Source organism: Weissella uvarum, assembly GCF_016908785.1.
Classification (GTDB): domain Bacteria; phylum Bacillota; class Bacilli; order Lactobacillales; family Lactobacillaceae; genus Weissella; species Weissella uvarum.
Genome location: NZ_JAFBEO010000004.1, coordinates 1 through 17576, shown reverse-complemented (window position 1 = coordinate 17576; position 17576 = coordinate 1). Strand labels below are relative to the sequence as shown.

The window sequence follows — 17576 nt, the reverse complement described above, 5'->3', positions numbered from 1 at the left end:
TTATTATTTATCCTTGAAGTACGTTTGCTTCATTTTTAGAACACGATAAACTGATTCATCAATTTGTTTTTCGGAAAGCTTACCTGAACGGACTGCCTGCTTAATTTTTGGCACGCTCGTCTTAAAATCATTCGATAAAATAACATCATTACCAGCTTCTAAAGCGGCTACATCTGCATTAATATGATGGGCTTTCGCATACTTAGTCATCGCTCCCATTTGCATGCTATCAGTGATAATAACCCCATTGTAATTCAAATCATGACGCAACAAATTAATATCTTTTTTTGAAATCGTGGCGGGCCGGCCAGGATCAACTTTATCCAAGACCACATGCGTCACCATAATTGAAGCCGCATGCTGCTGAACTGCTGCTTTGAACGGTACAGCATCCTCACGCATAATTTGTGCTTTTGTCCGTTCAGCGGTGGCACCGCCGTCATGCGTATCACCAGCATTACCATAACCGGGGAAATGCTTAACAGAAGTGGCAATTCCTTGATTTTGCATCGCTGGCACAACCTTTTTTATATACTGAGCTGTCTTTTGATAGTTTTGACCAATCGTCCGATCATAAATGAAAGCATTTTTATCAGTAGCCACGTCAGCAACAGGGGCAAAATCCCAATTAAACCCTAGTTCATGGAGATTCTTGGCTGTTAATTTTGCCCATTTAACATTATTTTTTAGGCCACCCGCCTGGTAAATTTCCATTGGAGATGGGTAACGCGCAACATTGGTAATTTTATGATTAATATCTAATCGTGAAACCGTCCCACCTTCTTGATCGGCCGCTAATCCTAACGGAATCTGTGCTTGATTTTGATACTTTGCTAATTGTTTTTTAAATTGTTGGCGATTTGTATGATAATACGCATCTGAACTAATCAATAAACCACCTAAGTGATATTCTTTGACGTTTTGCTCGACCTGTTTTGGCTTAACGCCGGAAGTTTTCGCCACAAAAAGCTGTCCAATTTTTTCATCCAAGGTCATATGATTGATTTGTTTTTGAATTGGATCGCGCGTTTCTTCTGGCGCTTGCGTTTTTTGATATTGCGTGTATCCAACTCCACCGATTAACATCGCAATCACAACAATTATCAAACCAAAAATTATCCAATTTCTTTTTCGTCGAAACATTAATTACCCCAATCTAACCGCATATCTAGATGCGGAATCCCATCTTCTAAATAAATCCCAGATATTGGTTGAAAACCAAATTCTTGATAAAAATTAACTAAATAGGCCTGCGCTTGAATTAAAACAGGTTGATTTGGGAATCGTTCTTTAATGACTTCCAAAATGCTTTCGATTAATTTTTTAGCTTGCCCTTGATGTCGGAATGCTTTTGGTACTAAAATTCGCCCAAAATGAATGCCATCATCCGCCTGAATAATTCGACCATATGCATGCATAACACCATCTTCCATCAAACGTACATGCAAGGCATCGTAATCATCAGTATCAACCTCTTGATAAGGACAATTTTGTTCCACAACGAAAACAGCTGTCCGTTCCGCCATAATGCTAACTAATTCAGCAGGAGTCAATTCATCAGTTTGTTTTACGTCAAGCATATCCAACCTCCGTCTTTATCACCATCTTCACTATACCCTTATGATAACAAAAAAAGGTATCGACAACTGTCGATACCTCTTAGTTTATGCCGTCGGTGGGAATCGAACCCACACTCCCAAGAAGGGAACTGGATTTTGAGTCCAGCGCGTCTACCAGTTCCGCCACAACGGCAAGATAATTATTTAGTTCGTATGCTATAACAGCTAATGCCGTCGGTGGGAATCGAACCCACACTCCCAAAAAGGGAACTGGATTTTGAGTCCAGCGCGTCTACCAGTTCCGCCACAACGGCAACAACCAAATAATTATTCTAATAAGAAAGCTCAATAAGCTTTCAGGGCGATTGATGGGATTCGAACCCACGCATGCCGGAACCACAAACCGGTGTGTTAACCACCTTCACCACAATCGCCATCATACTGTATAAAGCAGGGGTAGAGGGAGTCGAACCCCCACCGACGGTTTTGGAGACCGTTGTTCTACCATTAAACTATACCCCTATAAAGTGGCGCGAGGCGGAATCGAACCGTCGACACTACGAGCTTCAATCGTATGCTCTACCAACTGAGCTATCGCGCCATAAAAAAAACGGTCACAACGGGACTCGAACCCGTGATCTCCTGCGTGACAGGCAGGCGTCCTAACCACCTAGACCATGCGACCAATGGACGATACAGGGATCGAACCTGTGACCCCCTGCTTGTAAGGCAGGTGCTCTCCCAGCTGAGCTAATCGTCCAACATGTTGTGTAACACTTATGTATCTCAACAACAAAAATTATTATACCTAGGATAAGAAAACAATGCAAGCATTATTTTCACTTCTAGTTAATTTATCTTTTTAGTTCGCATCACATTGCATGTTGATTGACTTTCTTATATAATGGTTTTTGTTCGTTTCTGGTGGTGTAGCCAAGTGGTAAGGCAGTGGTCTGCAAAACCGTGATCGTGGGTTCGATTCCCATCACCACCTTCATAAAAAAAGAGCAGGTTAGTTAACTAACCTGCTCTTTTTTATTGCTAATTTTCATCGGCAAATTTTACTTCACCGTCTTCAAAAGCTGCAATCCGCGCCAATGATTCTACACGCACATTCGCTTCATCCAGTAATGCACGGCCTTTTTGGAACGTTTTTTCAATAACGATTCCAACGCCAGCCAACTCTGCGTCAGCGGCGTCCAAAATCTCCATCATCCCTTGAACAGCTTGCCCATTTGCTAAAAAGTCGTCAATTAACAAGACCCGTTCGCCCGGCTGAATAAAGCGCTTATCTACAATAATATGGTTCGTTTCTTGTTTCGTAAATGAATAGACATCGGCCGTATAATTTTCTTCAGTCAACGTCAAAGACTTTTTCTTACGCGCAAAAACCATTGGTACTTCTAAGTCCAAAGCCGTAAAGACCGCGGGGGCAATTCCCGAAGACTCAACGGTTAACACTTTATCGATTTTTTCATCCTTAAACAAGCGCGCAAATTCAGCGCCCAACTGAGCCATCAATTTTGGATCAACTTGGTGATTTAAAAAGTTATCCACTTTTAACACATCTTCACCTAAAACGCGTCCATCTTTTTTAATTCGATCTTCTAATAATTGCATATCCATTCCCTTCTATTCATCAGTCCGGCCCGGAATAATGATATTCAAAGCTACTGCTAAGATTGATGTCACAACCACTGCGTTTTCAATCACCAAACGAATCAACTCAGGTAATTGTTGGAATACTTGTGGGTAAACCGTAATACCAATACCAGTGCCAATTGACAACGCTACAATCATCAAGTTACGGTCTTGATCAAAATCGACTTGATGCAGAATCGTGATTCCTTGTATTCCGATTGTACCAAACAATACTAACATCGCACCACCCAAGGCCGAAGTTGGAATAATGGTAGCCAAAGCACCAAATTTTGGCAACAAGCCAATTAAAATTAACATTACTGCTGCATAATAAATCGGACGCTTTGACTTAACCCCTGAAAGACGTACCACACCAACATTTTGTGAAAAAGTTGAATATGGGAAAGTACTAAAAATACCAGACAAAATGACGGCTAAGCCTTCTGAACGGTAACCACGTGCTAAATCACGTTCTGTTAAATCTTTACCAGTTAAATCAGCCAAAGCAAAATACACACCAGTTGATTCAATTAATGACGTTAAGGCCACTACCGACATGGTAATAATTGCTGACAAGTGAAATTTTGGTGTCCCCATATAAAATGGCATTGGTAAGTGGAACCAAGAAGCCTGTGCCACTGGCGTTAAATCAACTCGGCCCAAGCATGCTGCAAACAATGCACCGACAATAATTCCCAATAATACCGCAATTGCTTTCGCGAAGCCTTTCGCAAAGATATTTAATAGCACTATCGTCACAATCGTAACTAAAGCAATGGCTAAATCAGTCATATTACCAAAATTAGCTGCTTTTGCATTGCCACCACCAATATTTTGAATCGCGACCGGCACCAACGCAAACCCAATCACTGTAATCAAAGAACCAGTTACAACTGGTGGAAAGAAGCGACGTAATTTAGCGAAAATCCCAGCAATCAAAAATACAAAAATTCCAGCGCCAATCGTTGCGCCATACATGGCACCGATACCTAAAGTACTACCTATATTAACTAAAGGTGTCACCGTCTGAATCGCTGATCCAATCACCACCGGAAGTCCAATTCCAGTGAACCGAGTCGTCTTTAATTGCAAAAGTGTTCCAATTCCAGTCATGAAAATATCGGCTGAAATCAAAACCGCCATTTGGGTCGGTGTAAAATGCAAGGCCGCCCCAATCATTAAGGGAACTAACACCCCGCCCGAATACATCGCCAAAACATGTTGTAAGCCTAAAAAGGCTGACTCTAGTCGATTAGGTTGTTGCTTAACCGTGTCCATAAATTCCTCCAAGAATTGTCCTAATCGAAAAAGGGTGTAAAAAAAGCCATTCAAAAAAGAATGGCTTTCTAAATACATTGTGAGTAGTCTGCATCTCGGGACGCAGGTAGAAACTCGTTGGCCATTCTCCAACCACTATACTCATAGGACTTGATATTAATATTTATCTAGTATAACAATAATTCGTGTTTTTGGCTATCATAAATAAAAACACTTTTTATCGTTCGTGTTTAAGTGACAAGTATCAGCTTATTGGACTTTACCAACCGCCCACTTCTTCTTACCACGCTTAACGATCACGTATTTACCATCAAAAGCAGCCTTTGGATCAATCATTGTTTCGACGTCCTTGATTTGTTCGCCGTTAATCCGAATGGCACCATTGGTTACTGATTCACGTGCTCGCGTCTTTGAAGTTTCTAGGCCAGCGGCAACAACTAAGTCCAAAATACCAATTGGTTCACTACCGATTTCAAATGTTGGCACATTTCCCGCCAAAGCTTGCACTTCATCAGTTGAAAGCGTGGCAACATCGGCATTACCAAATAGCACATCCGTCACTTTTTCAGCCGTTTTCAAAGCTTCTTCACCATGCACAAAGCGCGTGACTTCTTCTGCTAAACGACGTTGCGCTTTACGTGCTGAAGCATCTGTCTTTGTTGATTCGACAAGTTCATCAATTTCTTCCTTTGATAGGAAGGTAAAGAACTTCAACATCTTTTCAACATCTTCATCGGCTGTATTCAACCAGAATTGGTAGAACTCAAATGGCGTCGTCTTCTCTGGGTCCAACCAAACCGCACCGCCTTCAGTTTTACCGAACTTGGTTCCATCAGACTTCAACAACAAGGGTACCGTCAAACCAAATGCTGGCGCATCGCTACCTTCTAGCTTGTGAATCAAGTCAACACCACCGGTGATGTTACCCCATTGATCAGAACCACCCAATTGCAAACGTACATGTTCACGCTTCCAAAGCTCATGGAAGTCAATCGCTTGCAAAATTTGGTAAGTAAATTCAGTAAATGAAATTCCAGCTTCTAAACGAGATGCCACAACATCCTTAGCCAACATCGTGTTAATTGGGAACATCTTACCGTAATCACGTAAGAAATCTAATAGGTTAAATTCACCCAACCAATCCATGTTATTTACAATTGTGAAGCCATCTTTACCAAATAGCTTCTCCAATTGCTTGCTCATCTTAGCAACGTTTTGGTCCATTTGTTCCTTAGAAAGCATTTTACGCTCAGACTTTTTACCTGATGGATCACCAATTGAACCCGTTGCACCACCAACGACAATCACTGGATGTTGCCCAGCATTTTGGAAACGCTTAAGCACCATAAACGGAATTAAGTGCCCAATGTGCATTGAATCCCCAGTTGGATCAATCCCAACGTAAACGCCAATTTGCTCTTTATCCATTAACTCCAACAAACCTTCTGGATCAGTTTGTTGATTAATGGCTCCTCGCCATTCTAATTCTTGCAAAACATTTTCTTCAGCCATGCTGTACCTCCATAAAAGTGTATTTTTGACTGATTGAACAAAAAAAGCGTTCCAATCAGTCGATGAACTGATTAGGACGCTTACTTAAACGCGGTACCACCTAATTTGCCACAGTATTCTGTGACCCCTTATCTTGCTCATAACGCCGAGCGTGACGTGCAAACCTTTTCGATGGGTGTAATTCAAGAATAAGCCGGCACAGTTCACATCAGCCACTGTGTTTCTGAAATTTCCAAACTCACTCTCTACTTAAACCATCCTTGCAATAGGATGATTATAGCACGCACATCACCAAAATGCACCGCTTTAATTCGTTTTATTTATCAGAAACTGTAAAGCGTTCCATTTTATGTTGTGGTGTCTCAATTTCATCCAAAACAGCGCTTGCCAAGTTACCTGATGTCACATGTGATTCACCATCACTTGCTTCCATTAAGTGGTCCTTACCCAAGACATAATCTGTCTTTGGACCTTCACTATAAGTATTTTGTGCAGAAATAGCAGTCCAATTGACATCACGCGTGCTGAGCAACACTTGTAACTCGGTGACTCCATAACGTGGCTCATCAACCCAAGTTTCAGCCCCAGGCAAAGTTTTCAAGTGTTCATAAACATATTCACCATTCGCTTGCAAAAGAGGGCCGGCCCCTAGGATAAAGAACATCCGAACCGAGTGCTTCCGTGTTTGATGAATCAAATGGGTTAATACATCTAAGTTTTGTTCTGGTTCTTGATGGTTCGCAAATGCATCAATCACAACATCGAATTGATCTAATTGGTCGCCTGTAATCGCAAAAGCATCTTCCACAATCAAATTGGCATCATCCCCAAGGATTTCTTTACCACGTGCCTCATTACGTACAAAGCCAGTTACTTCGTGACCACGTTCCTTAGCTTCATTAAAAAGCGCCTTACCTGTCATACCCGTTGCACCAATAATCGCAATCTTCATTTGTTTACCATCCTTTCATCTCGTGAAATCTCTTACTAATAATAAGTATATCACGGATTGTCTGACTTACAACCGCCAAAATAGTAAGTTCATGTATCAAATTCTGCAAAACTCTCTCATAACAAAAATCATACAGATATATATTATCTAAAAAAATGAGCAACGTTAAGCAAACCTGTTAAACAACTAAAAAAATCACACTGTCGGCCATCTGTCAGGTAACTGTCGTTTGATTCTATCGGCTTTTCATCTATACTTTAGCCATGGACAAAAGTAATGTTGCTCAACTCAGAAAAGCACGAGGCTGGACTCAGGACCACCTTGCAGAACTTTGCAATATCAATACGCGAACAATTCAAAGACTTGAAGCCGGCGAAGAAACAAGCTTGGAGACCTTGCGGTTAGTGGCACAAGCCCTAAATGTGCAAGTCACTGATTTGTTTACGCATATTGGTTCAGATAGAAAGGAAACAATTATGGCCTATAACGCAGCTCAAGTCGATCAGTTACGAAAGCGAAAATCCGAGAAACACCTTAAATATGATTTACCTCGGCTGATATTTGTTTTTATTATGCTAATTCTATTCTATGGCATTAGTACTTTAGGCAATCACACGTTTTTGTTTATCATCGCCTGTCTGGTATGGTTAATTGCTTGGCCGATTGCTTATACATTCTTTAACTACTGGCGTAACTTTAAACTTGAGCCAGCGTGGGATTTAAAATATCCTTTGACGATTGGCATCAAAAAACCAACAAAAAAATAACTACTACTACAAAGTGTGTTTACATCCGTGTAAAGGCACTTTTTTATTGCCAATCTAACTGAGACGACATACTTTATTTTATTTTTCATCGTGCAATATATTACTAACGAATATTTCTTTACATATCCTACCATCATAAGGAGACAACCAAATGAATGAAGAAGTGTGTAGTTCGCATATTGGAACAAATATAAAACAACTAAGAAATAAGCACGGGTTAACACAGAGTGAAATGGCCGATGCCCTCAGCATTGACGTCACGACCCTATCGCATTCTGAAAATGGTTTGCGTATCCCCAACATCGATATCCTAGTTGCCATCGAGCGACTATTAGATGAAGATATTCATAATTTAATTGGTGATCATTACCAATAAAAAAGGAACTGCTAACTCACGCAACAGTTCCTTTTTCTTTATCTGTTTGTTGTTTATCACTTTATCGAACCGCTCTCCGCTTACGTTTTCCCAGCACATCTTTAATCTTCTTGAGCGCTGCCGCCAAAGCCAGCATTCCTACGATAAATGTGATAAATTTAAGCCACATTGGCTGATTAGGATTACGAACTAACATGATGTAAATGGCATACATCGCAAATAAGGTTATATCATCTCTTTGTCTTAATTTCATTAGTAGCCTCCCCGTATCAAACGGCTTGTTCCAATCATTTCATGACACGAGCAATCACGGGTATCACAAATGCAAATCTATTTGTATAATCTTTATGCTAATCTTCATCTCTTAAACGAAGTTTATATTTGCATTCTTTGTTCAAGAAAATTTGTATTCTTGCTTGCGACCATATTATTCCACTAGCATCTGCGCTAAAATAAAACTAATTGATATCACTTAGCCATTGGTCTCGGAGGTAGCATCATGTTTGGATTCAAAAATAAAAAGATTGCTGAAATTAAAGAAATTGTTGATACGCTTTACAAGCATACCTCTGATATCAGCAATCCGTATGCTTATCGTGTTATTTCAGCTGCGAAAAATGATTTAGATCATCATCGCCAAGCCGCTCCCATTGTCGCGACAATGCTTGCCAATTCTTTTTACGATCTAGCACAACAAGATGAATTGGATTTGCCAGAAGAAGATAAACCTTTTATCAGTAAGCTAAAGACACTTGGGACAGCCAATGGGTACGGCATGACCGCACCAACCCACAATGTAAGCAGTCGGTATTAAGCTCTTAGGTGTCTTCAAAACCTAATTCACATTACATGTAGCAGCTAGTAACATCTCAAATAACCACACAAAGGAGCTCTTCTTGATTACAACCATTTTAATCGTTGCGGGGATTTTAATTCAATCCCTCGTTTTTGCGAGATTTCCTCGTTATAAATTTCTAATCTTCATCATACCTATTGGCGTCACACTCTATGGCGGTTATACATGCTTCTTAACCAATACTTATGACAAACCAATCTTCATGTTTGGCTTGTATTTAGCTGTTGCTGCCGTCATGCTATTTTCTGGTTATTCATCCATGGATGACTATATTAAAGAACATCAATCATAAATCCTTGTTGTGTCCTCACAAAGTCGGCACAACAAGGGTTTTTAATTTAATCAAACGGCCACCAAGGAACTTTTTTAGCAACTCTAGGTCCATCTGCCTTCGAATTATACTTCATATATTCAGATGGCATTTGAGACCGCAAATCAACTGGTATGTTCTTTTTGTTGATTGTACGTGTTCCCATTACATATGCTCCCTTATGTTTTACCATCACAAAGTCGTCATTTGATTCTTCTTTCCCAGTGATAAAATTCAACCATTCTCCTTCTCCAAAAGCATCTTGCATAATGAAAGTATCCACTTTCCCAGATTCAAATTCTTTTGGCAATCGTCCATAGCCAACGCTTGTCTGCAAAAAAGGGTTAAATCGATCAATCACAGACACCTGTTTTTCACGTCCATAGCCTAAAACGCTCAATCCAATCACGAAAATTATCATAATGATGGCCATGACAAAGGCCAAAATTTTATACTTTTGTTTATCTCGTACATCCTTACTGATTGTTTCTACCACGTCTGTCTTCTCCCCATTTAAATCTTTTCCTTTTAACAATTCATCTAAGGAAATATCAAAGCGATAACTTAAATCTACTAGTGTATCTAAATTCGGATAACCGCGTCCCGTCTCCCATCTTGATAATGTCTGACGTGTAATATTGAGTTCCTGAGCAAACTCTTCTTGCGTCATCTCACGATTCAAACGTATAGCCTTAATCATTTCGTCAAAGTTCATTAAGCACCTCCTTCCCCTATTAAATTACCGTAAACAATTACTAAAGTAACGCAATTAACATTTTACATTCCCATTTAAACACGTTTTGATAACTCTATAAGCTTACAATTTATCATAAAACGTTTTATAATAATTACATTTTTCTCATATACAAAATAATGATAGCTTATCAAAAAAGCATCATTTACAATTAATTTATATTATTAATCGCTTCATCCCCCCAAAAAAATGGAGGTACTTCCCTTGAATAAATATAAAGACATCATCGCGCAATACGATCAAACTTTATTGGAACTACAAGATTATCCTACTATTCACCAGTTTCTTCTCGATAACCGTGACCAAGTTCATTCGAAGCAATTAAAAGGCAGCCAATTAACTAGCTTCCGCGAAAAGCTCTTGTCCCTTACGGATGGCAATCCTAAAGCTTACCCAAGTTCACTAGCAAAACTAATTTCATTAATTTATATCCAAGAAATCACCAGTGGTGTCGGAATTCACTCACTATAAATTAGTGCTTATCGGCTCAATTACTAGCAAATCAAAAGGAACTCACGCTATGTTTAATTTTACATTACTTAAGAAAATCACTAACGAATCGCTTATCGCCGCGGGAGCTCTTTTCTTCATTTTCCTTATCATCGTCTTCATCGATGAGAGCTCTGCGATTATGATGTTAACCCAGAATAAACCTGGTTTGCTATTCATGGTTTTTTTTCTTGTTGTCACGCATCCCTGTCCGCTATACCATCGAATCACGGCAAGCACGCAAACAAGTCATTAAGTAAACACATATAAAAAAGCGACCAAAAGCATTTAACTTTTGATCGCTTTTTGTATACGAAACTATAGCTTAATGGCCTGAAATACCAGCCTCAAAGCCCATTGAAAAGTCATGGATTGCCCCTGGGAGCGAGAAAAGCATAGCTACGATTGTCAAAATGGCAAACGCTAAGATTAAGTAAACGACCATCTTTTGCCCTTGCGACAATTGATCTAGTTGCTTTCTAAACATGAAAAACAACACAATTCCCAAAATCATCTGAAAGAAGCTTAATATACCGAACATTATTATCCCCCTATACTTAGGCCAAGCAAATTTCTTTATCTTTACTGTATAACTTCAGTATAAACGCATACTTTCAAGAGTAAATATACAATCCGTCTAGTTTCACCTGCGACCACACGTCACACAGAATAGCTATGTTTAACATCAAAAAAAGGAGTTGAACCAGGACCGGCTCAACTCCTATCATGACAAGCTTACTTGTCCATTTCTGCAATTTTCACGTCCATAAAGCTTGGATTTGGATATGTGTAGAAGCCCTTATTGGTTTCACGACCATATTCCTTGTTATCAACCATTTCTTGTAACTTATCGATGGCCTTCAACATGGTCTTATCATCACTATCACCAAAATCACGCTTCGTAATATCTAGCACTGTTCGAGTTCCCACAACATCCATTTCAGCAAATGGTCCCCGCTTTACACGCAAATCAATCATCCATACCTTATCAACTTCAGCTGGGTCAGCAATATCGTCGGCCCACAAACGGAGTCCACCATAGAACCATGGAATCAACAATGAATTCAAGATATAACCAGCTTGCTCCTTCTTTAGCACAACTGGTGTTAGACCGGTCTCATTGGCAAATTGTACCAATGCATCTGTCGTTTCAGTCGCTGTTTCTTGAACAGGCATAATTTCAAAGGTATTTGATGCCCAAACATGATTTGCATAATGCGTCGCTGAGAAACGATACAAATCTTTTTCACCAACATATTGTGCAATATGTGAAGGCAACATCGTTGATGTGTTTGTTCCAATCAATGTATTATCAGGAATAACTTCCATCAATTGCTTATAGTAGCTTTCCTTAATCTTATCACTTTCAGGAACAGCCTCGATGACCAAGTCAGCATCAGCAGTTGCTTCCTTCAAATCACTTGAGTACGTGATGCCATCGGCAACTTTATCCACGACAGATTGATCAACGTTGAAGTAATTCTTGTACTCAGTTTCAAGCTTTTCAATCCGTCCCTTCGCTGCTTCTAAAGCCTGATCTGAAATATCATAAATGGTCACATTTTTACCAAAATAAGCACTTTGAAATGCAATTTGACTACCCAATGTACCACCGCCTGCAACAACAAGATTCTTAATCATCTCTACTACCTCTTTCCTAATTTATCTCCCATCGACACCTTTAGTTTAACACGTTTTCACAAAGTTGACTTACTAAAAATAATTAATTATTTCACAATCTATACTATCAAGCGCTTTCATTTATTTGTAAAGTATTTTATATAAATTGATTATAAATTAACGTCATCTAGTCAAACTTATTTAATTTGTGAAAGTAAAATAAATCAAAAATATTTTTTCACATGTCATTTTAAATGTGTACCTTTAAAAAAGCACCAAAAAAGACGCCAAATAAATCATTATCTGGCGTCTTTTTATTATAGTTAATTACTTGTCCATGTAAGCAACTTTAACATCCTTATAGCTTGGATTTGGATAAGTATAGAATCCCTTATTCGTTTCCATACCATATTCCTTGTTATCAACCATCTTTTGTAGCTTATCGATGGCACTCAAAATTTGCTTGTCATCACTATTAGCGTAATTACGCTTAGTAATTTCAAGTACTGTCCGAATACCAACAACATCCATAAAGGCAAATGGTCCACGGTTAACCCGCAAGTCAATCATCCAAACCCTATCAACTTCTTCTGGATCGGCGATATCGCCACCCCACAAACGAAGGGCACCATCAAACCAAGGAACCAAAACAGAGTTCAAAACATAACCTGATTGTTCCTTCTTAATCTTGATTGGCTCTAGACCAGTATCCTTCGCAAATTGAACCAATTCATCAACAGTTTCAGATGAAGTTTCCTTCACTGGCATAATCTCAAAGGTATTTGAAGCCCAAACTTGGTTAGCATAATGTGTAGCTGAGAAACGATATAGGTTATCCTCACCAACATACTGTGCCAAGTGTGATGGCAACATTGTTGAAGTATTTGTTCCAATCAATGTATTATCAGGAATAACTTCCATCAATTGTTGGTAATAGCTACCCTTAATCTTATCGCTTTCTGGTACTGCTTCAATGACTAAGTCAGCATCTGAAGTTGCTTCCTTCAAATCACTTGAATACTTGATGCCATCTGCAACCTTGTCCACAACGTCTTGATCAACCTTGAAGAAGTCCTTATAGTTAGTCTTCAAGTTTGTAATACGTTCCTTAGCTGCATCCAAAGCTTGGTCTGAGATATCATAAATTGTCACATGCTTACCAAAGTATGCACTTTGAAAGGCAATTTGACTTCCTAACGTTCCACCACCGGCAACCACAAGATTCTTAATCATCTGAAATACCTCTTTTCTAAACTGTATCTTGTCTATGCACATAGTGTAACACGTTTTCACAAGAATGACTTACTAAAAATAATTAATTATTTCACAAGCAAATCATTGAATCGCTTACATTCATCTTAATTAAATTCATTTGAAATATATTTAGATTTTAAACGTCTAGTCATATTAATTCAATTTGTGAATGAGAAAATTATTAAAATATTTTATTCACAAATAAAAAAGCAGAGTCTCTCTCGCTCAACGAGTGCAGACTCTGCTGTGCTATGTGGACCACCACGTACCACATAGCTTTTCACCATATCATATTTATAGGCACCACCCTATAAATAATCCCCATCTAAAGTTATCATCCACATAACTTTAGAATCTTTTCTCCGACTCCTTTTGAGTCCTTCACCTCTCAAAAAGAGCCATCGCTGGACAGCAGGGAATCGCACCCTCTTAAAAATTTAAGCAGCCCTAGGTCATCACTCCCTGGCTAACTGCATCTCCAGCAACAGAAAATATTATAGCACAACCACCATTAAAAATTTAATCCATCTTGAAATTTGTTTCCTGGTTAATCGCCTGTGGTAACCCAGTCAATACTAATTCATTAACTAATTGATCATGTGGTAATAAAGTAGGTAATTGTTCCTTTGTGACCCCGGTCAAAGCCAAGGCTTGTCCATCCCAATCCTGAGTGGCCACATTATACAAACCAGTTCGTGCTGCAACGGCAGCATCAGTGACATTTTTACCAAATAAACGATAAACAATATAATCATTTAAAGTCATATAATGTTGTGCTTTAGCATAAATTTCTGGATTATCATTTCGCAAATGCAACGTCATGATTAAAGGTGAAGTTACAGCCAATGGTACACCAGTTTTACGTTGCAATTGTCCTCCAATACCATTCATCATTAACGCTTCAATAAAATGTTCATCATTTTGATCACCAAGCATAATTGGACTAACTGCTTCAAAATTTTCATCTAAGGCCAGCCAGCCATGCATGATGTTTTTAAAATTAATGGCGCTAATTTCATCTGTTTCAGCAACTTTTAGTTCAAGCTGATGCAAAAAAGCATGGACTGCGTTTAAAAATGCATCCATTTCAACAACACTGTTGGCAAATTCGTTTTGATCAAAAGCTACATGTAATTGTTGGCTTTGATTTTTTTCATCGAGCAATTCACCATCAATCCCCAATGGATTAATGTTAACTAACAATTCATATTTCATTTCAAGGTCCTCTTTTTAATCTATCTAGCGTCCATTATACGCTATCTGTGAGTCCATCTCATCTTTAAGTTTACCAGAAGCCTAGGAATACGCTAATTTTTGCAACAAAAAAGCCTACCCAAACGGATAGGCTTTTTATAATCAAGATAAGCTTACTTACCTGCAGGATCCATGGCGTGTCCACCGAATCCATTACGCAAAGCTGAAACAACCTTACCTGAGAATGTATCTTCTTGCATTGAACGGTAACGAACCATCAATGAAGTTGTGATAATTGGAGCAGGAACTTCAAGCTTCAAAGCTTCTTCAGCAGTCCACTTACCTTCACCAGATGAGTGCATACGACCTGAGATAGCTGAAAGCTTAGGGTCCTTGGCGAATTGTTCTTCAGCCAATTCCATCAACCATGAACGGATAACTGATCCGTGGTTCCAAAGCTTTGAAACAGCTTCATAATCATAATCAAATTCTGAAGCATCCAAAATTTCAAATCCTTCGGCGATGGCTTGCATCATACCGTATTCGATACCGTTGTGAACCATCTTCAAGTAGTGTCCTGAACCTAACTTACCAGTGTATAGGTAACCATCTTCTTGAGCAAGTGACTTGAACAAAGGTTCGATTGTCTTCCAAGCTTCGGCATCATCTCCACCAATCATGAAGTTTCCACCGTTACGAGCACCACTCATACCACCTGAAGTACCAGCGTCAAAGAACTTGATACCAGCAGCAGTTGTGCGCTTGTTTTGTTCCAAGTTATCGTGGAAGTTTGAGTTTCCACCATCGATGATGATGTCATTTTCGTCCATCTTTTCAATCAATGTGTCGATCGTTGAGTTAGTTGGGGCACCAGCTGGTACCATAACCCAAACAACCTTTGGTGATGGCAACTTAGCCAACATATCATCAATATCTGATGCGGCAGTAACCTTATCAGAATATTCAGCTGCTTCCTTAACAAAGTCAGGGTTCAAGTCGTATGCAACAACTTCATGACCATTGTCTACAGCGTTCTTAACCAAGTTCAAGCCCATCTTACCAAGGCCGATCATTGCGAACTTCATTTCAAATACCTCATTCTTCTTTTCATATTTATCTACCCCCTTATTATAATGCAAACTATTTTCATAAAGCAAGCCTTTTACTGTAAAATATTTACATTTATGAAATTAGTGCGTATACTATTTTAATATCAAATAGAAAAAGGAGCTTTGGACCTTATGCCACAATCAGGTTTCAACCGCATTCAGGCTCTCAGAGATCAGCTCTCTGGATCTGATGCTAAAATAGCAGATTATATCCTAGATAATCCTAATACTGTCCAAGGTCTTACAATTAAAGGATTGGCATCTGCCGTCGATGTATCTACTGCTACAATTTCACGTTTTGTTAAGCGAATTGGGTACGGTTCATTTCGCGAATTCTCGCTCAGCTTAACGGCAGCCCCTGCATCTGACAATAATTTCTTTGGTGAAATTGAAAGTGACGATGATACTCGAGCAATTGTCAGCAAAGTTTTTAAGGGAGGCGAAAACGCACTGTCTTCAACTTTTGATTTAATTCCAACAGAAAGCTGGGATACAGCATATCAATGGATTATTAACTGTCGCAAGCTTGGATTTTTCGGCATTGGTGGTTCTTCAATTGTTGCATTAGATGGTTACCATAAGTTTTTAAGAACGCCTATTGATGCTGAACAACATCCAGACTATGACGTTCAATTAATGCAAGCTGTTCGGATGCAGCCTGATGATGTTGCTATTGTCATTTCTCATTCTGGACGCAATTTAGATACATTGAAGATTACGCGACAACTCAAACAAAATCACGTTAAAATTATCGCCATTACGGCCCATGTTAACTCTAGTTTAGCCAAGCTTGCTGACTTAGTCCTTCCAAGTTCGGCTGCTGAAGTAAACTTACGAAGCGAATCAATGTCATCACTACTAGCACAACTCACGATTATCGACAGCTTGTTCACTTTAGTTGGTGTGAATCTTGGTTCCGATACATTAGATGTTGTTGATCATGTTCGTCACGCTATCGATCAAACGCGTGAATAACAAAAAAGCATTACCGTTATTTTAACGGTAATGCTTTTTTACATATTTTTAAGTGCGTCAAGCCATGCTTGTGTCCCTGCATCCACATTGGCTACTTCTCCGGAAACAATTGAACGGTTAAGCTCCGCTACTTTATTCCAATCAATCTCTGAGCCCTGTTTTAACCCCTTAGCCAGCTCTTTAATTTGTTGGTCGGTAACTTTCCCTAACTTATCTGGAACGCCCTTAAATTGATTTATAAACCAATTCATCGCCAGCTTATCTACAATTGCATTCTGTAATTCTTCCGTACTCAAATCGTCCATAATATTAATACGATTTATAAGTGGAATCGCTGGTACTTCTTTTAATATAAAATGCTTTGTTTGTTCCCAATGATCAAATAAAATTTGATAAAACTGCCAGGGGACATTCACATCGACTTGTTGAAGCACACGTAGTGTTATTTCTGCCAATGACCAAGGATTGTCCATCCCAAGTTGCATAAACTCTTGTATAAATCGACTATTGGTTTCTTCAACTAAACTGCTTTGTTTGCTAACCAAGTGATAACGAACTAACAAAAAATCCAAGGCTTGGTCTGCCTCTATTGTTGCTGTTTGGTTTTTGGGCTTACGGTTTTTGTTTTGGACTTGCTTTTGCCGTTCAGAACTTGCAAACTTCCCTTGTTTAACCATTGGTTGATGCCCCTTTTCAATACCTAATTATAATAAAAAACACCTTAGCAATTTTACTAAGGTGCTTCACTAACTCCGAATGTCGGGCTCGAACCGACGACAACACGATTAACAGTCGTGTGCTCTACCAACTGAGCTAATTCGGAATGATATGCATCGCGACGTCCTATCCTCGCAGGAAGAGATCCTCCAACTACTTTCGGCGCTATTGAGCTTAACTTCTGTGTTCGGTATGGGAACAGGTGTGACCTCA

Annotated in this window: 20 protein-coding genes, 9 tRNA genes, 1 rRNA gene and 1 riboswitch; of the genes, 7 read left to right on the top strand and 23 right to left on the bottom strand. The window is 39.2% G+C overall.

Translation table 11 applies throughout. The features are described 5' to 3' along the window. Nucleotides 1–3: 3 nt before the first annotated feature. The 9 genes from JOC36_RS05770 to JOC36_RS05730 form a co-directional block, all read right to left on the bottom strand. Entirely contained in the window at nt 4–1143 is a 1140-nt protein-coding gene (locus JOC36_RS05770; RefSeq protein WP_205145559.1) for a glycoside hydrolase family 3 N-terminal domain-containing protein, read from the bottom strand. Further along, the gene (locus JOC36_RS05765; RefSeq protein WP_205145558.1) at nt 1143–1580 is read right to left on the bottom strand and encodes a GNAT family N-acetyltransferase; all 438 of its coding nucleotides are present in this window, start codon (nt 1578–1580) and stop codon (nt 1143–1145) included. The genes JOC36_RS05770 and JOC36_RS05765 overlap by 1 nt, the downstream gene beginning before the upstream one ends. Before the next feature lie 87 nt (nt 1581–1667). After that, nucleotides 1668–1752, bottom strand: a tRNA-Leu gene (locus JOC36_RS05760). 36 nt (nt 1753–1788) lie between these two features. After that, a tRNA-Leu gene (locus JOC36_RS05755) sits at nt 1789–1873 on the bottom strand. Between the two features lie 46 nt (nt 1874–1919). Beyond that, a tRNA-His gene (locus JOC36_RS05750) sits at nt 1920–1993 on the bottom strand. A 17-nt stretch (nt 1994–2010) separates the two neighbouring features. After that, nucleotides 2011–2081 (bottom strand) — tRNA-Trp (locus tag JOC36_RS05745). Nucleotides 2082–2087: 6 nt separating this feature from the next. Beyond that, nucleotides 2088–2160: transfer RNA gene (locus JOC36_RS05740), tRNA-Phe, on the bottom strand. A gap of 10 nt (nt 2161–2170) precedes the next feature. After that, nucleotides 2171–2244, bottom strand: a tRNA-Asp gene (locus tag JOC36_RS05735). A 2-nt stretch (nt 2245–2246) separates the two neighbouring features. Next, a tRNA-Val gene (locus JOC36_RS05730) sits at nt 2247–2319 on the bottom strand. A gap of 163 nt (nt 2320–2482) precedes the next feature. Here JOC36_RS05730 and JOC36_RS05725 point away from each other — a divergent pair. After that, nucleotides 2483–2553: transfer RNA gene (locus tag JOC36_RS05725), tRNA-Cys, on the top strand. 47 nt (nt 2554–2600) lie between these two features. Here JOC36_RS05725 and JOC36_RS05720 read toward each other — a convergent pair. The 4 genes from JOC36_RS05720 to JOC36_RS05705 form a co-directional block, all read right to left on the bottom strand. Next, nucleotides 2601–3179, bottom strand: coding sequence for a xanthine phosphoribosyltransferase (locus JOC36_RS05720; RefSeq protein WP_205145557.1), 579 nt, complete (start codon nt 3177–3179; stop codon nt 2601–2603). A 12-nt stretch (nt 3180–3191) separates the two neighbouring features. Beyond that, nucleotides 3192–4478 (bottom strand): nucleobase:cation symporter-2 family protein, encoded by a 1287-nt coding sequence (locus tag JOC36_RS05715; protein WP_205145556.1) that lies wholly within the window; start codon nt 4476–4478, stop codon nt 3192–3194. Nucleotides 4479–4542: 64 nt separating this feature from the next. After that, nucleotides 4543–4641: riboswitch (purine riboswitch) on the bottom strand. 86 nt (nt 4642–4727) lie between these two features. After that, nucleotides 4728–5990, bottom strand: a complete 1263-nt coding sequence (tyrS, locus tag JOC36_RS05710; protein WP_205145555.1) for a tyrosine--tRNA ligase — start codon at nt 5988–5990, stop codon at nt 4728–4730. Nucleotides 5991–6306: 316 nt separating this feature from the next. Continuing rightward, nucleotides 6307–6942, bottom strand: coding sequence for an NAD(P)H-binding protein (locus JOC36_RS05705; protein WP_205145554.1), 636 nt, complete (start codon nt 6940–6942; stop codon nt 6307–6309). 263 nt (nt 6943–7205) lie between these two features. Between JOC36_RS05705 and JOC36_RS05700 the strand changes: the two genes are divergently transcribed. Together JOC36_RS05700 and JOC36_RS05695 are read left to right on the top strand one after the other, a co-directional pair. Further along, nucleotides 7206–7709 (top strand): helix-turn-helix domain-containing protein, encoded by a 504-nt coding sequence (locus JOC36_RS05700; protein ID WP_205145553.1) that lies wholly within the window; start codon nt 7206–7208, stop codon nt 7707–7709. 151 nt (nt 7710–7860) lie between these two features. Then, entirely contained in the window at nt 7861–8085 is a 225-nt protein-coding gene (locus tag JOC36_RS05695) for a helix-turn-helix domain-containing protein (RefSeq protein WP_205145552.1), read from the top strand. Nucleotides 8086–8146: 61 nt separating this feature from the next. Here the strand turns inward: JOC36_RS05695 and JOC36_RS05690 are convergent, their stop codons facing one another. Then, nucleotides 8147–8338 (bottom strand): hypothetical protein, encoded by a 192-nt coding sequence (locus tag JOC36_RS05690; protein WP_205145551.1) that lies wholly within the window; start codon nt 8336–8338, stop codon nt 8147–8149. Nucleotides 8339–8584: 246 nt separating this feature from the next. On the opposite strand from JOC36_RS05690, the gene JOC36_RS05685 reads away from it, so the two are divergent. Next, nucleotides 8585–8899 carry a bacteriocin immunity protein gene (locus JOC36_RS05685; RefSeq protein WP_205145550.1) on the top strand — a complete coding sequence of 105 codons (315 nt, stop codon included), beginning with the start codon at nt 8585–8587 and terminating at the stop codon, nt 8897–8899. 82 nt (nt 8900–8981) lie between these two features. Further along, nucleotides 8982–9233, top strand: coding sequence for a hypothetical protein (locus JOC36_RS05680; RefSeq protein WP_205145549.1), 252 nt, complete (start codon nt 8982–8984; stop codon nt 9231–9233). 46 nt (nt 9234–9279) lie between these two features. Here the strand turns inward: JOC36_RS05680 and JOC36_RS05675 are convergent, their stop codons facing one another. Then, entirely contained in the window at nt 9280–9966 is a 687-nt protein-coding gene (locus JOC36_RS05675) for a YxeA family protein (RefSeq protein ID WP_205145548.1), read from the bottom strand. A 243-nt stretch (nt 9967–10209) separates the two neighbouring features. Between JOC36_RS05675 and JOC36_RS05670 the strand changes: the two genes are divergently transcribed. Next, nucleotides 10210–10476, top strand: a complete 267-nt coding sequence (locus JOC36_RS05670; RefSeq protein WP_205145547.1) for a hypothetical protein — start codon at nt 10210–10212, stop codon at nt 10474–10476. A gap of 343 nt (nt 10477–10819) precedes the next feature. Here the strand turns inward: JOC36_RS05670 and JOC36_RS05665 are convergent, their stop codons facing one another. From JOC36_RS05665 to gnd, 5 genes are all read right to left on the bottom strand, one after another. Continuing rightward, nucleotides 10820–11035, bottom strand: coding sequence for a hypothetical protein (locus tag JOC36_RS05665; RefSeq protein WP_205145546.1), 216 nt, complete (start codon nt 11033–11035; stop codon nt 10820–10822). A gap of 194 nt (nt 11036–11229) precedes the next feature. After that, complete coding sequence (locus JOC36_RS05660; protein WP_205145545.1) at nt 11230–12135, bottom strand: 3-hydroxyacyl-CoA dehydrogenase; 906 nt, start codon at nt 12133–12135, stop codon at nt 11230–11232. A 306-nt stretch (nt 12136–12441) separates the two neighbouring features. Further along, the gene (locus JOC36_RS05655) at nt 12442–13347 is read right to left on the bottom strand and encodes a 3-hydroxyacyl-CoA dehydrogenase (RefSeq protein ID WP_205145544.1); all 906 of its coding nucleotides are present in this window, start codon (nt 13345–13347) and stop codon (nt 12442–12444) included. A gap of 540 nt (nt 13348–13887) precedes the next feature. Further along, entirely contained in the window at nt 13888–14583 is a 696-nt protein-coding gene (locus JOC36_RS05650; RefSeq protein ID WP_205145543.1) for an FGGY family carbohydrate kinase, read from the bottom strand. Between the two features lie 152 nt (nt 14584–14735). Further along, nucleotides 14736–15647: a phosphogluconate dehydrogenase (NAD(+)-dependent, decarboxylating) gene (gene gnd, locus JOC36_RS05645; protein WP_205145542.1), complete on the bottom strand. Its 912-nt coding sequence runs from the start codon at nt 15645–15647 to the stop codon at nt 14736–14738. A 156-nt stretch (nt 15648–15803) separates the two neighbouring features. Between gnd and JOC36_RS05640 the strand changes: the two genes are divergently transcribed. Beyond that, nucleotides 15804–16646, top strand: a complete 843-nt coding sequence (locus JOC36_RS05640; protein WP_205145541.1) for a MurR/RpiR family transcriptional regulator — start codon at nt 15804–15806, stop codon at nt 16644–16646. A gap of 38 nt (nt 16647–16684) precedes the next feature. Here JOC36_RS05640 and JOC36_RS05635 read toward each other — a convergent pair whose 3' ends face one another. The 3 genes from JOC36_RS05635 to rrf all read right to left on the bottom strand — a co-directional run. Continuing rightward, on the bottom strand, nt 16685–17323 hold the full coding sequence (locus JOC36_RS05635) for a hypothetical protein (RefSeq protein WP_205145540.1): 639 nt from the start codon (nt 17321–17323) through the stop codon (nt 16685–16687). A gap of 73 nt (nt 17324–17396) precedes the next feature. After that, nucleotides 17397–17469, bottom strand: a tRNA-Asn gene (locus JOC36_RS05630). A 7-nt stretch (nt 17470–17476) separates the two neighbouring features. Next, a 5S ribosomal RNA gene (gene rrf / locus JOC36_RS05625) occupies nt 17477–17576 on the bottom strand; the annotation flags it as partial.

Coding starts and splice junctions, on each gene's coding strand:
- JOC36_RS05720 (WP_205145557.1), bottom strand. CDS start 3,179: ATGCAATTATTAGAAGATCGAATTAAAAAAGATGGACGCGTTTTAGGT.
- JOC36_RS05715 (WP_205145556.1), bottom strand. CDS start 4,478: ATGGACACGGTTAAGCAACAACCTAATCGACTAGAGTCAGCCTTTTTA.
- JOC36_RS05690 (WP_205145551.1), bottom strand. CDS start 8,338: ATGAAATTAAGACAAAGAGATGATATAACCTTATTTGCGATGTATGCC.
- JOC36_RS05650 (WP_205145543.1), bottom strand. CDS start 14,583: ATGAAATATGAATTGTTAGTTAACATTAATCCATTGGGGATTGATGGT.
- JOC36_RS05640 (WP_205145541.1), top strand. CDS start 15,804: ATGCCACAATCAGGTTTCAACCGCATTCAGGCTCTCAGAGATCAGCTC.
- tyrS (WP_205145555.1), bottom strand. CDS start 5,990: ATGGCTGAAGAAAATGTTTTGCAAGAATTAGAATGGCGAGGAGCCATT.
- JOC36_RS05655 (WP_205145544.1), bottom strand. CDS start 13,347: ATGATTAAGAATCTTGTGGTTGCCGGTGGTGGAACGTTAGGAAGTCAA.
- gnd (WP_205145542.1), bottom strand. CDS start 15,647: ATGAAGTTCGCAATGATCGGCCTTGGTAAGATGGGCTTGAACTTGGTT.
- JOC36_RS05700 (WP_205145553.1), top strand. CDS start 7,206: ATGGACAAAAGTAATGTTGCTCAACTCAGAAAAGCACGAGGCTGGACT.
- JOC36_RS05695 (WP_205145552.1), top strand. CDS start 7,861: ATGAATGAAGAAGTGTGTAGTTCGCATATTGGAACAAATATAAAACAA.
- JOC36_RS05660 (WP_205145545.1), bottom strand. CDS start 12,135: ATGATTAAGAATCTTGTTGTTGCAGGCGGTGGTACATTGGGTAGTCAA.
- JOC36_RS05765 (WP_205145558.1), bottom strand. CDS start 1,580: ATGCTTGACGTAAAACAAACTGATGAATTGACTCCTGCTGAATTAGTT.
- JOC36_RS05665 (WP_205145546.1), bottom strand. CDS start 11,035: ATGTTCGGTATATTAAGCTTCTTTCAGATGATTTTGGGAATTGTGTTG.
- JOC36_RS05705 (WP_205145554.1), bottom strand. CDS start 6,942: ATGAAGATTGCGATTATTGGTGCAACGGGTATGACAGGTAAGGCGCTT.
- JOC36_RS05675 (WP_205145548.1), bottom strand. CDS start 9,966: ATGAACTTTGACGAAATGATTAAGGCTATACGTTTGAATCGTGAGATG.
- JOC36_RS05770 (WP_205145559.1), bottom strand. CDS start 1,143: ATGTTTCGACGAAAAAGAAATTGGATAATTTTTGGTTTGATAATTGTT.
- JOC36_RS05685 (WP_205145550.1), top strand. CDS start 8,585: ATGTTTGGATTCAAAAATAAAAAGATTGCTGAAATTAAAGAAATTGTT.
- JOC36_RS05635 (WP_205145540.1), bottom strand. CDS start 17,323: ATGGTTAAACAAGGGAAGTTTGCAAGTTCTGAACGGCAAAAGCAAGTC.